Raw genomic sequence first — 14,382 nt, 5'->3', positions numbered from 1 at the left:
TGCCGCTTAGCCTTTGACGCTGCCTGCTGTGAGGCCCTGAACGAGAAAGCGTTCGAACCACAGGAAGATGCCAAGAACAGGGACTGTTGCGATGACCGCACCGGCCATCAAATGTTGACGGGGGACTTCTGAAGAGTTGAGGGACACGACACCGCGCGAAAGGGTGAAGATGTCCGGATCATCCAGGAACATGAAGGCGAAGAGGAATTCGTTCCACGCGATCATGAAGACGTAAAGGGATACGGATGCCAGCGCTGGCAAGGACAGCGGCAGGGTGATTTTGAGGATCACACCCAGACGGCTGAGACCATCCATGAGGCCTGCTTCTTCCAGCTCAGCAGGCAGGCCTTTGAAATAGCCTTGCAGCATGTAAAGGGCGACCGGAATGGTGGTTGCCGGATAGACGATGAGCAGGCCTGTCAGTGAGTTGCGCAGGCCCAGCTGAGAGAAGACAGCGTAAAGCGGTATGACCAGAACAATCGCCGGCACCATGTAGATGAGCAGCACGGAGCGGGACATCCAGCTGCGCCCCGGGAAGTTTAGGCGGGAGACCGCATAGGCGCCCGGAACTGAGAACAGAAGGGTCAGGATGACAGTTGCTACTGAAACAATAGCAGAGACCGTCAGGTAGGTGCCGAAGTTGAACTGGGTGAACAGCTCTACGTAAGAGCGGAACATGCCGGAGATGCCGCCTGACAGATCAATGGACAGATCCAGCGGGTTGCCGAGCAGTTGTTGTTGGCTTTTCAGGCTGGTCATGACCATGACGTAGAATGGCAGGGCAACCATCACCGTGAATATGACGAAGCCAAAGCCTTTTGCGACACGTAGAAAGACGACTTCCTTCTCATATCGCGTGAGGTTGCCCTTTGGCGTGCCTGCCAGTGTCTGTCGATTGGCCCAGAACGTTATGGCTACAAAGGAGATCAGTGCGATGAGCTGCCAGAGCGGTTCTACGGAAAGCGGCAGGGCAAACGGAGCGCCGAAGGTTGCTGCCAACAGGGCCAGTAGGATGATGGCGGCTGGTGCGTATTTTTGTCCGGTGCTGGCGGATTTGCTCTCCCACAGATGGGTGAAGAGAGCGCCCAGCGCGGAGGCGAGGACGGCGGCGCCCACTTGTGGGATGGCGAGCTCTCCTGTGATGAGTGTCAGGGTGACACCAATCACGATCATGGAGAGGAAGCCCCAGACGGCGCCGCTTAGGCCGGCAAGAACGTAACTACTGAGCAATCTCATAGCCCTTCCTCCTTGGTGGAAAAGCGGATGAACAAGGTGGCGAAGGTGACGAGAACAACAAAGACGACCACGGCAACGGCAGCACCTGCACCCAGATTGGAAAGGGCAAAGCCTTGTTCGTACACATCTACGGTCAGGGTGCGGGTTCCGGCGTTACCACCAGTGAGCAGGAAGATGTCGTCGAACTTGTTGAAGGTCCAGATGAAGCGCAACAGGAAGAGGACGGACAGGATGCCCATGAGTTGTGGCAGGGAAATGTACCAGAACTGCTGAATTGGAGTGGCGCCGTCCATTTCAGCTGCCTCATAGATGTCCGTTGAAACGGATTGCATGCGAGCCAGAATGAACAGGAAAGACAGCGGGAAGTAACGCCATGCCTCAAACGCGATGACAGTTGAGAGCGCCAGTGGAAACTCGAAGGAGGTTCCGAACAGGTGCAGATCTACCGCGCGCTGACCGAAGAAGTTTACCGGTTCTGCGAGAACTCCCATCTTGGTGAGCAGGGCATTCAGGGTTCCGGAGAATGGATCCAGCAAGACGACCCAGGTGAAAGCAACGGCAATCACTGGAGATACGTAGGGGAACAGGAAGAGCCCACGCAGAATGCCTCTGCCCTTGAAGGAGGTGTTGAGGAGCTGGGCTGCAAACAGGCCGAGGACCAGTGCGCCAACTGTGCCGAAGATGGTGTAGTAGAACGTGACACGCAGAACGTTCCAGAACTCGTCACTGTCAAACACACGGCGGAAGTTATCGAGCGTGAACGTGCCGTTGGTGAGCACACTGTCAGCATCGCCGTAAGAAACGGGCTTGCTGGCTTTCTCCGGCTTTCTCAAAGCAAGGTATTCGTCAGAGACTGTGCCTGAAATGACCAGTTTTTCGCGGGCTTTGCCCTCAAGCGTGCCAAGGTCGCACTGTATGTTGACCGCATTGAGAGAGCAGGCATTCGGCAGCTTTAGCGCGGTGAAACCGGGTGGGAGGATATCGGTAAAGCCTGCGTCTGCGATGGAGTTTTTCTGGGAGGAATTTCTGACGCGGTACTCCAGCGTTGCCGGATCGCCTACCTGCTTTGGTTTGCCTTTGACGCGTTCGTTGATGAGGACTTTCGGAGCGCGCAGATCGCCCAGCTCCACGGGCTTAAAGCTGATCCAGAAGTTGGCGACCAGAGGTCCGAGAACAATTGCGAGGATGATCAGAAACGTGGGCGCCAGCATGGTGTAGGCAAGGCGTGCTTCCCGCTTTTGCATGGGGCCTGCGCCTTTGGGCGGTTGGCTCACGCTTTCACCCGCTGTGCTAACAGATTTTCCGGCCTGATCGGCTATGGCGCTCATTGCGCTGTGCTCCTGATATCACGGTGGTTTTGGTGGGTTGAGAGCCCGCAGACATGAGGCCTGCGGGCTGAGATCGTGGCATCAGGCCTTACTTGATCTTGGCAAGTTCCTGATTGATCTTGGTGACCGCTTCTTCTGCAGAGAGTTCGTCATCAATGAACTCGCGGGTGTAGCGGTTGATGGCCATGGAGTTCAGGATCTTGGAGGCGAGGCTGAGCTGGCCTTCCTTCACTCCCCAACGGCTGGCCGTATCCAGACCTTCCACAAGCTGGGTGATTGTCTCAGCCGGATAGAGCTCTGTAAGCGGTGCTTTGCGGTCCACACCCACTGGCAGGGTTGCCCAGCCTTTGATGAAGGCTTCTTTGTCTTCTGCATTGCCGCGGCGGACAGGGAATTTGCCTTCTGGCGCGATGGACAGGGTCGCCAGATAGCCATCGTTCATGGAGTATTCCACGAATTGCTGTGCAGCTTCTGTGTCAGCATCGTTGGTTATGGAGAAGTAACGAATGTCGCCCCATGCTGCGCCAGCCTTGTTGGATGGGCCTGACAGAGTGGTTACAACGCCGGTCTTACCTGCCAGTTCCTTGGAGGTTGGGTCACCGTTGATGGTTGGTGGTGCGCTGTCACGCAGGCCTGCCAGCTCGTCCAGAATGAACGGTGACCAGATGATCATGGCTGCCTTGCCAGCGAAGTACAACTCACGGGACTGTTTCCAGTACAGATCGCCTGGAGGAGATGCTTTTGCCAATGCTTTGTAGAAAGTCAGAGCTTCTGCCAGCTTCTTCTCGTCAAAGCCTTTGAAGCCGTTTTCGTCAACCGGAGTTGCACCATTTGCCAGAAGCACATGTTCCAGCAGCTGGCTCATGAAGCTTTCGTCGATCTTTGTTGCAGCCACAAAGCCGAACTGCTCTGGCGGATTGTGCAGTTTTTCGAGAGCTGCGAGGATGGAAGCGTAGGTGTTTGGTGCTTCCAGACCGGCAGCATCAAACAGGTCCTTGCGGTAGACGATCATCTGAGTCCAGCCATCCACCGGAACAGCTGCGTAGCCGTCAGGCAGGGCTGCCATGTTCAGAGCGCCGGATGCGAAGGTGCTTTCTTCCAGATCTTCGATGACTTCGGTTGCTGCATCGGTGTCGATGATGCCAGCTTCTGCCCATGGCAGAACGTGGATCAGCGGATGATAGATGACGTCAGGCAGATCACCAGCTGCATAAGCTGCTGTTGCGCGGGTGCCCATGTCTTTTTCGGTTACCGGAATGACATTGACTTCAATGCCGGTCTTCTCGGTAAACGCCTTTGCCATTGCCTCCTGCTTGGCAAGACGTGCAGGCTGTTCTTCTGTGGTCCAGAAGCGCAGCGCTTCAGCCTGTGCAGCACTCATTGCAAATGCAAGCGTGCCAACAAGGGCTGTCGTTCTTAGAATGTTCCTCCCGAACATAATTTCCTCCATTATGCGGTTGCGAAGTATGTGCTGAGGTGAGCTTTCAGCTCCTCAGGTGTTTTGCGTGGCGGACCATCAGAGCCACGCTGAATAAGTCTTGCTTCGGCCAATACCTGCAGCTCCCGTGCTGGCTGGCCGCTGATTGCTTTTGTGAGAAGCTCTGCCAGTGTGCTGCCTGCAAGGACTGGTTCCTGAGCGAAGCTGGTAAGCGGCGGGTCGAAGTGCTCGCACACAGGCAGGCCGTCGTAACCAATGACTGTGACGTCCTCACCAATCGTCAAACCATGGCGGCGAATGATCTTGGTGACGCCGATGGCAATGGCATCGGTCATGCAGATGATAGCTGTTGGCGGACGGTCCTGATGCAGTAGCTGAAGCGCTGCCTGCTCCCCGCCCGGTTCATCCAAGGATGTTTCGACGATCAGCTGGTCTTCAAAAGACAGGCCGGCTTCTTCCAAGCCTTGTTGGAACCCTTCAATACGCAGACGACTGAAGTTCATTTGCGGATTGGACATCACCAGCGCGATGCGGGTGTGGCCTTGCGCAATGACCTTTCTGGCTGCTGAATAGAACGCGGCGTGGTTGTCGATGTCGAACCATGGATGTTGGCTTTCGCGGGCTGTACGGCCATGGCTGACAAACGGAAAACCCCGGTCCAATAGATAGTCCACGCGAGGGTCGTTGGTGGCGGTTCTTGTGAGAACGAAGCCATCGACCTTTTGCGAGGAGATCAGGCGGCGGATTGCCAGCACAGCATCATCCATGGAGCTTGCCGTTGTCACCAGCAGGTCTTTATCGACGGCATTGAGTGCCCGGGTCATGCCGTTTAAAAACTCGGCGAGGAACGGGTCAGCTCCTTTGCCGGGCATGAGCGGCAGTACGATGCCGAAGGTGTCGACACGGCCACGCTTAAGATTGCGTGCTGTGGAGGAGGGGCGATAGCCCAGCTCTTCGACTGCTTTGAGGACGCGCTCGCGAGTTGCTTTGGAAATGTCCGTGTAGTTGTTCAGGACGCGGGACACGGTGCCCTTTGCAACGCCTACATGGCGTGCCACGTCTCCAATGGTCACAGATTTTCTCTGTTGCACATTCTGGTCAGTGATGCTCACAGAATTCCCACCCAATAGGTTGTCATCAGATCGCTCCCATTCATGATCTGATTTCATCGATGATGCTTACAAAACCGATTTTGGAAGTCAACAAAATCGGTTTTGTTAAGTCCGAAATCGGTTTTGGAAACCGAAACACAAGGTTTTTCGGAAAGAGGGTTTCGGGTGGTTTCGGTGAGCGAAACTTAGCTTGAAAAAAGTTTGGCAGGGCTGGGGACAACTTGACACGGACCGGCTGGACGCGGCAATCCAGAGCGATTTTGGTGTTGTGCAGAGGTTTTGAAAAGGACTCAGTGGTTCGGTTGAAGACTAGGCCAAAGAGCTAGGTTGCCCATTAGGTAAACTGGAAATAGCTTCTTTAAACGAAGTTAAATTGAAAGTGCCGGAGCCGGGAATGAGTGGAGCGCGACGAAGCTTTGCAGGTGTTGACTGCGCGGTTGCTCAAGCGATCGAGCAAATGGGGGATCCCTGGATCCTGCTTATCCTGAGGTGCCAGTTTCAGGGCATCAAGCGCTTTGATGACTTTCAGGGGCATTTGCAGATCTCCACCAGTGTACTGACAGATCGTTTGCGGCGTCTGGTGCAAACGGGTTTGCTGCGGAAGGAGCAAGACCAGCAGGACAAGCGCGGAACGGTCTATCTGCTCACCGAGAAGGGCATGGACTTTTACCCGGTGATGATTGCGCTGCACCAATGGAGTGAGCGCTGGGAAGCCCGTGAAGACGGGCCGAGGCTGGAACTGCTGGACAAGCAAAGCGGAGAGCCAGTGCGTGATGTGCGTGTGCTTTCGCAAGACTACAGAGAATTGAGTGCCCGGGATGTTCTGGCACTGGTTGATGACCAGAGTGGCGAGATGATGCAGGACATTCAGGAGAGGTTGAAGCGCCGGAGAGGTGATGCTGCCCGATTTTGAGATCAAACAGGCAGCAGATTGAATTGTAAGGGAGTGTGTTTGAAATGGCTTTGCCGGATTTTTTGAAGAATAAGTTGCGCCTGCCAGTTGTTGGCAGTCCTTTGTTTATCATCAGCAATCCAGACCTTGTGATTGCACAGTGTAAGGCAGGGATTGTTGGTTCCTTCCCGGCGCTTAATGCTCGCCCGCAGGAAAAGCTGGAAGAGTGGTTGATCCAGATTACAGAAGAGCTGGCAGCTTATGATGCGGCAAATCCTGACAAACCGTCAGCTCCGTTTGCTGTGAACCAGATTGTGCATCGCTCCAATGATCGTCTGCAGCATGATGTTGAGCTTTGCGTGAAGTACAAGGTGCCAATCGTGATTACCTCTCTTGGTGCGCGCCCAGAGGTGTTTGATGCGGTTCATTCTTACGGCGGCATCGTGCTGCATGACATCATTACCAACACCCATGCGCATAAGGCGGTTGCGAAGGGGGCTGATGGTCTGATTGCTGTTGCCGCTGGTGCTGGTGGCCATGCAGGCACAACATCACCGTTTGCGCTTATTCAGGAAATCCGTGAGTGGTATGATGGCCCACTTCTGCTTTCAGGCAGTATCAGTACTGGCAAGTCTATTCTTGCATCACAGGTGATGGGTGCTGATCTGGCTTACATCGGGTCCGCTTTTATTGCGACTGAGGAAGCGAATGCTCAGCAGGCCTATAAGCAGATGATCGTTGATAGCGGTGCAGAGGATATCGTTTATTCCAATCTGTTTACCGGTGTGCATGGCAACTATCTGAAGCCATCCATCGAGCAAGCAGGCATGGATCCCAGTAATCTGCCAGAAGGCGATCTGAAGACCATGGACTTTCACAGTGCTGACAAGGGAAAGCCGAAGAGCTGGAAAGAGATCTGGGGCTGCGGTCAGGGCATTGGTGCGGTGAAAACCATTGGCAGCACTGGTGATCTGGTTGCTCGGTTGTCGTCAGAGTATGATGAGGCTCGCAAAGCGGTGACGGCGCAAACTTCTACACTGGAGCCTGCTGAGTAAGCGGGGCTTGCGTGATACCTCGCAAGCCGGTTCGATATTGATACATATTACAAGGCTGCTGGGTTTGGCTCAGCAGCCTTTTCTTTCACATCTGTGCGGATGTTTCGTCCTTATCAGTGTCCTGCCATGATTGTGTAGGGGTGGGACCAAACAAGAAGGAAGAAAAATGCGTAACTTTTTGTGTCTCGGCCTTCTATTGGCCGTTCCTTTCATGGTTGCCTCTGAAGGCTATGCTCAGGGGAGTTCCAACCAGGTTACTCCGCCCATGACACAGTACTGTAATCGCGGTGATGTGCTGTATGCGGATGGAAGCAATGCAGACGGCCCAATGCCGATGATCAAGTGCGGTCAGAACTCGCTGGTTTATCAACGCACAAACATGAGCTTTCCGCTGTCTGTGGTCTCTAATGGCAAACTGTCCGTGGGCAATGCAAACGGTGCTTGTCAGAGTGCAAAAGCTGTTGGTGCGGATGCAATTGTCAGCAACATCCAGTCTCTTTGCAATACGACACTGTGGCCAAACTCTTGTGCTAAGTGTAATTGAGTATAAGATATATCACTGGTAGTATTGATTGCTGCATGTCTAAAGTAATCAATACTACTTATCTTGTTGAGTTAATCTCACCAAATGCCGCGTAGTAATCAGTATTACACTTTTATAGGTATCGTGACACCTGATGGTCATATATGAGAAACTCTGTTGCATAAAAGGGGTGTATCTCTAGCGTTATATTGCTAGAATCGGGCAACTTGTGAAAGTTGATTTCAAAAATACACTTAAGCAAAATCAACAAGAATGGCTCAGGTCACATGCAACGAGAGCATTGGGGAAGTCGTATCGGCTTCATTCTGGCTGCTGCAGGTTCAGCGGTTGGATTAGGTAATATCTGGAAATTTCCATATTTAGTTGGCGCGCAAGGCGGCGGGGCGTTCCTCATTGTCTATGTTGCGTTTTTGATCGCGATTGGTTTGTGCGTGATGATCGCAGAGATTGCGCTGGGCCGTCAGGCTCAGGCCAATCCATTCAGCGCGTTTAAACGTGTTGGCGGCGCAGGCTGGTCAATTTTTGGTCTCATGGCGGTTTTGACCGCGTTTCTTATTCTCTCGTTTTATTCCGTTGTTGGTGGCTGGACCATCGCCTACGTGGTTAAGACAATCACCGGTGCATTTTCTGGTTACTCCGATGCGGAGTTTAAGGGACACTTTGATGCTCTTGTGTCAAACGCGGTTGAGCCGATCATTTATCACGCAGCCTTTATGGCGATTGGCGTACTGATTGTGATCAACGGTATTACCGGCGGCATTGAAAAGGCATCGAAGATCATGATGCCTCTCCTGTTTATCCTGCTGGGGCTATTGGTAATTCGTTCTCTAACCCTTGATGGGGCAATGGCAGGTGTTGAGTACTTCCTCGTTCCTGATTGGTCTCACCTAAATGCAGACATGGTTGCCGCAGCTCTGGGGCAGGCGTTCTTCACGCTGTCTCTGGGTATGGGTGCTTTGATCACCTATGGTTCTTATCTGGGTAACAAAGAGAGCATTCCAAGCGCATCGCTATGGGTCGTTGGTCTTGATCTTCTGGTCGCGGTTCTGGCTGGTTTCCTTATTTTGCCAGCTGTGTTCGCGTTCAACATGGATCCGGCTGCAGGCCCGGGATTGACCTTCATCACACTGCCAGCGATCTTTGCTGAACTGCCATTTGGCATGTTTATTCAGCTTTGTTTCTTCGTGCTGCTGTTTGTGGCTGCGATCACCTCAGCAATCTCCTTGCTGCAGGTCGTGGTTGCGTTCATTTGCGAAGAGTTCAATGTTGGTCGTAAGGCGGCCACCATCTGGGTTGGCATTGTGATCTTCCTGTTTGGTGTTCCAAGTTCTCTGGCGCTAGGCGTGTGGGGTGATATCACATTCTTCGAGCTGAATTTCTTCGAATTCCTTGGCTACCTCACTGACAACTACTTCCTGCCACTTGGCGCGATTGCGACCTGTCTGGTTGCTGGTTGGGTGAGCTATGACAAGTTTGCTGCGGAAGTGACCAATAACGGTGAACGTCCGTTTGCCTATCTGACAGCATGGAAGTGGATGTGCCGTGTGGTTGCACCGCTTGCGATCATCTGGGTGATGGTCCATTCCATCTTCGGAGCATAAAGCTTCACTCAAAAACAATGAAAAGGCCGCCAGTTTTGGTGGCCTTTTTTAATGCTGTTTTATGGTCATCCGTAGTTTGACTTAATCTGGGCCGGAAGAGGGAGGAGAATGTACCTGTTGGGCATAGTCCCTTCACCCGAGATGGTCTTGATAAGGAACAGGGTTATGTTGAGGCAGCTGAAGCGCTATTGGGTGCATTCCATGAATGCCAGATTGCCGCGTGAGATGGTATGTCTGGACGAGGAAAAGCAGGCCAGGTATCGCAGTGTAAGGGGACGTTGGCCTCAGGAATAAGGCCTTATCACCGTCCCAACGAGAGAAAGAAGCACCGTTTGAGCGGTGCTTTTTTGTGTCTGAACTGTGTTGGTGCGGTGCGTGAGCAGAACCTGCGACGAAAAAACTTGTGGGCTGCATGTGGTGGCAGGAAGTTGCGTTGCTGTCGCTTGGTTAACGTAATAAATGGTATGAACAACCAATATATATGTATTTTATAGTTAGTTTCGTTGTTTGATGGCGAATTATGGGCGTATGTGACTATATTTTGAATTCGCCCATTAAGTGCAGCTGTCAAAAACGCATATTTTTTGAGGTAAGGGAAATTACCTGCGACAATCTGTCAGGTCAACAAGGCTAAAGATTTCATCAAAAGAGCTGGAACAACGAATTCATTTCAAGCTTTTGCGCTTGATTGAAACAAACCATCACATGTTGATTGGCAATAACAAAAAATGAAACGTGAGCAATGGGGAAGCCGCTTCGGCTTCATTATGGCTGCTGCAGGGTCTGCGGTTGGTCTTGGTAACATCTGGAAATTCCCATACCTGGCAGGTACACAGGGCGGTGGCGCCTTTCTGGTGGTCTATCTTGTCATCATGGCAACCATCGGCGCAGCGCTGATCATGGCAGAGATTGCCATTGGTCGTTCAGCGAAGATGAACCCTGTTGGTGCGTTCCGCGCGCTGGGTGGCCGGTTGTGGTCAGTTACGGGTGTGATTGGAGTGATCACGGGGTTCCTGATCCTATCCTTCTACTCCGTTGTTGGCGGCTGGACGATCGCGTATCTGGTGAAGAGCATTGCTGGCACCATTGAATCTGCACAGCCTGAGCTTCTGGAGGCCCAGTTTGGCGGGTTGGTCTCTGCTGTATGGGAGCCAATCTTCTATCACGGTGTGTTCATGGTGTTGACCATGGGGATCGTGATCGCAGGTGTTGCTCAAGGTATCGAGCGTTCCGTTAAAGTCCTGATGCCATTGCTGTTTATTCTGCTGATGGTTCTGGTGGTGCGCAGTGTGACCCTGCCGGGTGCCTGGGAAGGTATTGAGTTCTTCCTCGTGCCTGACTGGTCGCAGGTGAATGGCGAGATGCTGCGTGCAGCTCTTGGTCAGGCGTTCTTCAGCCTGTCGCTGGGTATGGGCGCGATGATCACCTACGGTTCTTATCTGGATAAGGATGCAGACATTCCGAATGCGTCTTGCTGGGTGGTATTCTTAGCGGCGCTGGTTGGTGTGCTGGGTGGTCTGCTGGTTCTGCCAGCTGTGTTTGCTTTCGGCATGGATCCAGGTGCTGGCCCGGGCCTCACCTTCATCACTCTGCCAGCTGTGTTTGGCGAGATGATTGGTGGCTATCTGTTCCAGATCATCTTCTTCGCCATGTTGCTGATTGCTGCTCTGACCTCTTCCATCTCTTTGTTGGCTATTCCGGTGGCTTACTTTGCAGAGGAATACGGCATTGAGCGCAAATGGTCTGCTATTGTGGTGGGCATTGTGATCTTCCTGATCGGCGTGCCATGTTCACTGGCTCTGGGTGTCTGGGGCGAGTACAAGCTGTTCGGCATGAACTTCTTTGACCTGATGGTCTATGCGGTTGACAACTACACCCTGCCAATCGGCGGTATTTTGACCTCGCTGTTTGCTGGTTGGGTTGTGCTTGAGAAGATGGGCAAAGAGTTGAGCAACGACGGATCTTTGACCTTCAAGTGGATGGGCGCCTTCACATGGATCATGCGGATCGTGGCTCCATTGGCTGTTATCTGGGTGATGCTTGGTGGATGGCTGAACTACTTTGCTGTATTAGTTTGGTTGAATTTTTTGACCTTGGCCACGCGGTTTATGGCTCCGTTGGCCGGTGCCTGGGAGATACTGAACGGTCTGCTGGGTAGCTGATACAGCTGAAAATCTGAGAATAAAAAACACCCCGATCAGAAATGGTCGGGGTGTTTTTGTGAGAACCTATAGCCAGAGATCAATGCTCGTCTTTTTTGTGATGCTCTCTGGTGTGCTCTTTGTGATCATGCATTTTTGCGTGGTGGTGGCCATCGTCCGAATGACTTTTGCCTGGGCGGTGCTTGTGTGGGTGTTTGTGGCCCTCCGGGTCTCCACCATGTTGGGTTTCCGGATGGCTTTTCTGGCCGCGTTCATACTCTTGCCGATCTTTATCATGCTTGTGCTCATGATCGTCGTCATAGCGCCGCGCCATTTTTTCCTTGGTGTGGGCTGATGTATTCTGTTGTTTTTCTGTCATCATTTCCCCGCAAGTCTATTTCATAGATGGTTCTAGCACACTCGTGTTTTCTAGCCTGAATGCTATGTGATGGCAGTTATTGAAGGCTGATAGACGGCTCTAAACATCGACTAAAATGCTGGGATTGTGCCAAAAAAAAGGGCTGCACTAAGCAGCCCTTTCGGTGTTTAGTTGGTTCCTGATCTATCCGTTTTTTGGAGCGGTGAAGACTTTGACTTCTGGCAGTTCACCCTCAAATTTCTCAAAGTCTGCGATGACGGTGTGACCGCAGTTGCCCTGTGCCAACTTGGAGGTGCCAAGGTCTGGCGTAAGGGTGTTAACATCACCATAAGCGCAGAGACTGCCGACTTTGCCGCCTTCGACAGGATCGTACCAAGCACCTTCATAAAGGCGAATGACGCTTGGCATGATGTCTTCGCTGACGATTGCGCCAGCCAGTGTCTGGCCACGATCATTGAAGATGCGGATGACGTCACCGGACTTGATGCCACGAGCGTCTGCGTCTTTTGGGTTGATCATGCATGGCTCGCGGTCTGCAACTGCATAGCCTTCACGAAGGACTGTTCCGCAGAGCTGAGAGTGCAAGCGATCGTTTGGATGGCCTGTGTTGACGTGAACCGGGAACTTAGCATCCGGGCCATCGAGACGTTCGAGCGGTTCCATCCACATTGGATGTGGAGGACAGTCGTCGTAGCCCATTTTCTCGATGTTTTTGGAGTAAATCTCGATCTTACCAGTTGGTGTGCCCAGCGGTTCCAGAAGAGGATCTTCGCGGAAGTCGGCGTAGCGGACATATTCCTTTGCTGCCTGTGAGACGGGATGAACGACGATGCCGTCTTCCCAGAACTTCTCGAATGCAGGCATTTCAAGATTTTTGCTTGCTGCCTGTTTTTGAGCTTGCTCGTAGTAATGACGGACCCAATCCATCTCGTCGCGACCGTCGGTGTATGCTTCTTTGTTGCCAAGGCGGTCTGCCAGATCAACAAAGATGTCGTATTCACTGCGTGCTTCAAAGACCGGATCAACGATCTTCTTCATGGCCACAGTTGCTTTGTTGGAGTAAGAGCCCATCGCTTCAATGTCATTGCGCTCATAGGCAGAAGCTGCTGGAAGAACGATATCAGCAAAGCGTGCTGTTGCTGTCCACTGGTAGTCCTGAACGATCACTGTTTCCAGTTTCTGCCAGGCCTTGATCATGCGGTTACGGTCTTGATGATGATGGAACGGATTGCCGCCAGCCCAGTAAGCAATCTTGATATCCGGGAAGGTATAGCGGGTGCCGTTGAAGTCGTATTCCTCGCCCGGACGCTCCAGCATTTCAACAACGCGTGCCACAGGAATGGAGACAGAGCCTTCCATTGCGCCGCCATCGTTCATGCCAGACAGGGCAGGGCCGTTGGAGGTTGGTGTGCCGCCGTTGGAGTAGTGATAGGAGAGACCGAAGCCGCCGCCCGGCAGGCCGATCTGACCTAGCATGGAAGCCAGTGTGACCAGCATCCAATGTGGTTGTTCGCCGTGATGCTGACGTTGCAAGGACCAGCCGCTGGTGAGCATGGTGCGGTTGCCCATGAACAGGCGTGCCAGTTCCTTGATCTTATCTGCTGGGACACCGCAGATTTCTGAGGCCCATTCAGCTGATTTTGGTGTCTGATCTGTCTCACCAGTCAGATATGGCAGGAACTTTTCAAAGCCTGCGGTGTACTCGTCCATGAAGTCGACATCGTACAGCTCTTCAACAAAGAGTGTGTGTGCCATGCCGAGCATCAAAGCCACGTCGGTTTGTGGTTTGACCTGCACCCATTCTGCATCCATGAACTCTGCGGTTTTGGATTTCAGTGGGTCGATACAGATGACTTTCTTGCCGGTTTTCTTGAATTCTTCAAGGTAGGTGTAGCTGTCATGGTCTGCGATTAGCCAGTCGATCTGGTTGGTCTTGATTGGGTCTGCACCCCAAACGACCAGTACTTCTGTGTTGTCGACAACAACGGGCCAGACTGTCTGCTGTTCGTAGACTTCCAGCGTGCCCATAACATGCGGCATGATCACCTGAGAGGCACCGGTTGAGTAATCGCCTGTGTGAGTCACGTTTGGCATTTGCAGGCCGCGGTTGATCAGACGGCGCAACAGGCTGCGGCTGTTATGGATTTTGCCAGCGCTCTTCCAGCCATAAGTACCGGTGAAGACGCTACGTGGGCCGTGAGTTGCTTTGGCGTATTTGAGTTCTTGTGCAACAAGGTCGAGCGCTTTGTCCCAGCTGACGCGCACAAAATCGTTGCTGCCACGGTCTTCAACGTCTGCACCACGGCCTTTTTCAAGGTAGGCACGGCGGACCATTGGATATTTGATGCGGGATGGTGAGTAGACGGAGTCCATGACGCCAGCCAACTGATGGCTAGGATGTGGATCCTGCTCCCAAGGCTTAACTTCGGTCCAGCGTCCATCTTTAACCACTGCACGGAATGCACCCCAGTGACAACCGGAGAGAACTTCTCCGTTGACGGCTGCTTGTGCAAAGCGCGGTGAGAAGATGGATGGAGCCAATACACCCAGAGCGCCCAGTGCGGATGCGCCTTTCAGGAAACTACGGCGAGACGTATAGTTTGCAATGATTTTCGACATCTCTGCTGTCCTTTTATTTTGGCAGACAATCAATGAG

At 52.8% G+C, this 14,382-nt stretch carries 11 protein-coding genes; 5 read left to right on the top strand and 6 right to left on the bottom strand.

All coding sequences use genetic code 11. The features are described from left to right. Window positions 1–6: 6 nt before the first annotated feature. The 4 genes from PsAD13_RS20535 to PsAD13_RS20520 all read right to left on the bottom strand — a co-directional run bounded on the left by PsAD13_RS20535 (window position 7) and on the right by PsAD13_RS20520 (window position 5,171). Window positions 7–1,236 (bottom strand): carbohydrate ABC transporter permease, encoded by a 1,230-nt coding sequence (locus tag PsAD13_RS20535; protein ID WP_063319322.1) that lies wholly within the window; start codon window positions 1,234–1,236, stop codon window positions 7–9. Continuing rightward, window positions 1,233–2,564: a sugar ABC transporter permease gene (locus PsAD13_RS20530; RefSeq protein ID WP_063319321.1), complete on the bottom strand. Its 1,332-nt coding sequence runs from the start codon at window positions 2,562–2,564 to the stop codon at window positions 1,233–1,235. The genes PsAD13_RS20535 and PsAD13_RS20530 overlap by 4 nt, the downstream gene beginning before the upstream one ends. 88 nt (window positions 2,565–2,652) lie before the next feature. After that, on the bottom strand, window positions 2,653–4,002 hold the full coding sequence (locus PsAD13_RS20525; protein WP_063319426.1) for an extracellular solute-binding protein: 1,350 nt from the start codon (window positions 4,000–4,002) through the stop codon (window positions 2,653–2,655). Between the two features lie 11 nt (window positions 4,003–4,013). Further along, entirely contained in the window at window positions 4,014–5,171 is a 1,158-nt protein-coding gene (locus tag PsAD13_RS20520) for a substrate-binding domain-containing protein (protein WP_208986838.1), read from the bottom strand. Window positions 5,172–5,508: 337 nt separating this feature from the next. Between PsAD13_RS20520 and PsAD13_RS20515 the strand changes: the two genes are divergently transcribed. The 5 genes from PsAD13_RS20515 to PsAD13_RS20490 all read left to right on the top strand — a co-directional run bounded on the left by PsAD13_RS20515 (window position 5,509) and on the right by PsAD13_RS20490 (window position 11,368). Next, window positions 5,509–6,027 carry a helix-turn-helix domain-containing protein gene (locus PsAD13_RS20515; protein WP_063319320.1) on the top strand — a complete coding sequence of 173 codons (519 nt, stop codon included), beginning with the start codon at window positions 5,509–5,511 and terminating at the stop codon, window positions 6,025–6,027. 44 nt (window positions 6,028–6,071) lie between these two features. After that, a complete protein-coding gene (locus tag PsAD13_RS20510; RefSeq protein ID WP_063319319.1) occupies window positions 6,072–7,061 on the top strand; it encodes a nitronate monooxygenase family protein in 990 nt (329 codons plus the stop codon). Window positions 7,062–7,227: 166 nt separating this feature from the next. Continuing rightward, the gene (locus PsAD13_RS20505) at window positions 7,228–7,605 is read left to right on the top strand and encodes a hypothetical protein (RefSeq protein ID WP_057462495.1); all 378 of its coding nucleotides are present in this window, start codon (window positions 7,228–7,230) and stop codon (window positions 7,603–7,605) included. A gap of 266 nt (window positions 7,606–7,871) precedes the next feature. After that, window positions 7,872–9,206 (top strand): sodium-dependent transporter, encoded by a 1,335-nt coding sequence (locus tag PsAD13_RS20500; RefSeq protein ID WP_063319318.1) that lies wholly within the window; start codon window positions 7,872–7,874, stop codon window positions 9,204–9,206. Window positions 9,207–9,934: 728 nt separating this feature from the next. Further along, window positions 9,935–11,368: a sodium-dependent transporter gene (locus PsAD13_RS20490; RefSeq protein WP_208986837.1), complete on the top strand. Its 1,434-nt coding sequence runs from the start codon at window positions 9,935–9,937 to the stop codon at window positions 11,366–11,368. A 79-nt stretch (window positions 11,369–11,447) separates the two neighbouring features. Here the strand turns inward: PsAD13_RS20490 and PsAD13_RS27430 are convergent, their stop codons facing one another. Together PsAD13_RS27430 and torA are read right to left on the bottom strand one after the other, a co-directional pair. Further along, window positions 11,448–11,729, bottom strand: a complete 282-nt coding sequence (locus PsAD13_RS27430) for a hypothetical protein (protein ID WP_208986836.1) — start codon at window positions 11,727–11,729, stop codon at window positions 11,448–11,450. A gap of 180 nt (window positions 11,730–11,909) precedes the next feature. Then, window positions 11,910–14,345, bottom strand: coding sequence for a trimethylamine-N-oxide reductase TorA (gene torA / locus PsAD13_RS20480; protein WP_063319316.1), 2,436 nt, complete (start codon window positions 14,343–14,345; stop codon window positions 11,910–11,912). Window positions 14,346–14,382: the final 37 nt, after the last annotated feature.

It is taken from the genome of Pseudovibrio sp. Ad13 (assembly GCF_001623225.1).
GTDB lineage: Bacteria > Pseudomonadota > Alphaproteobacteria > Rhizobiales > Stappiaceae > Pseudovibrio.
Note: the sequence above shows the minus strand (reverse complement) of the source record. Positions and strands in the feature narration are given on the sequence as shown.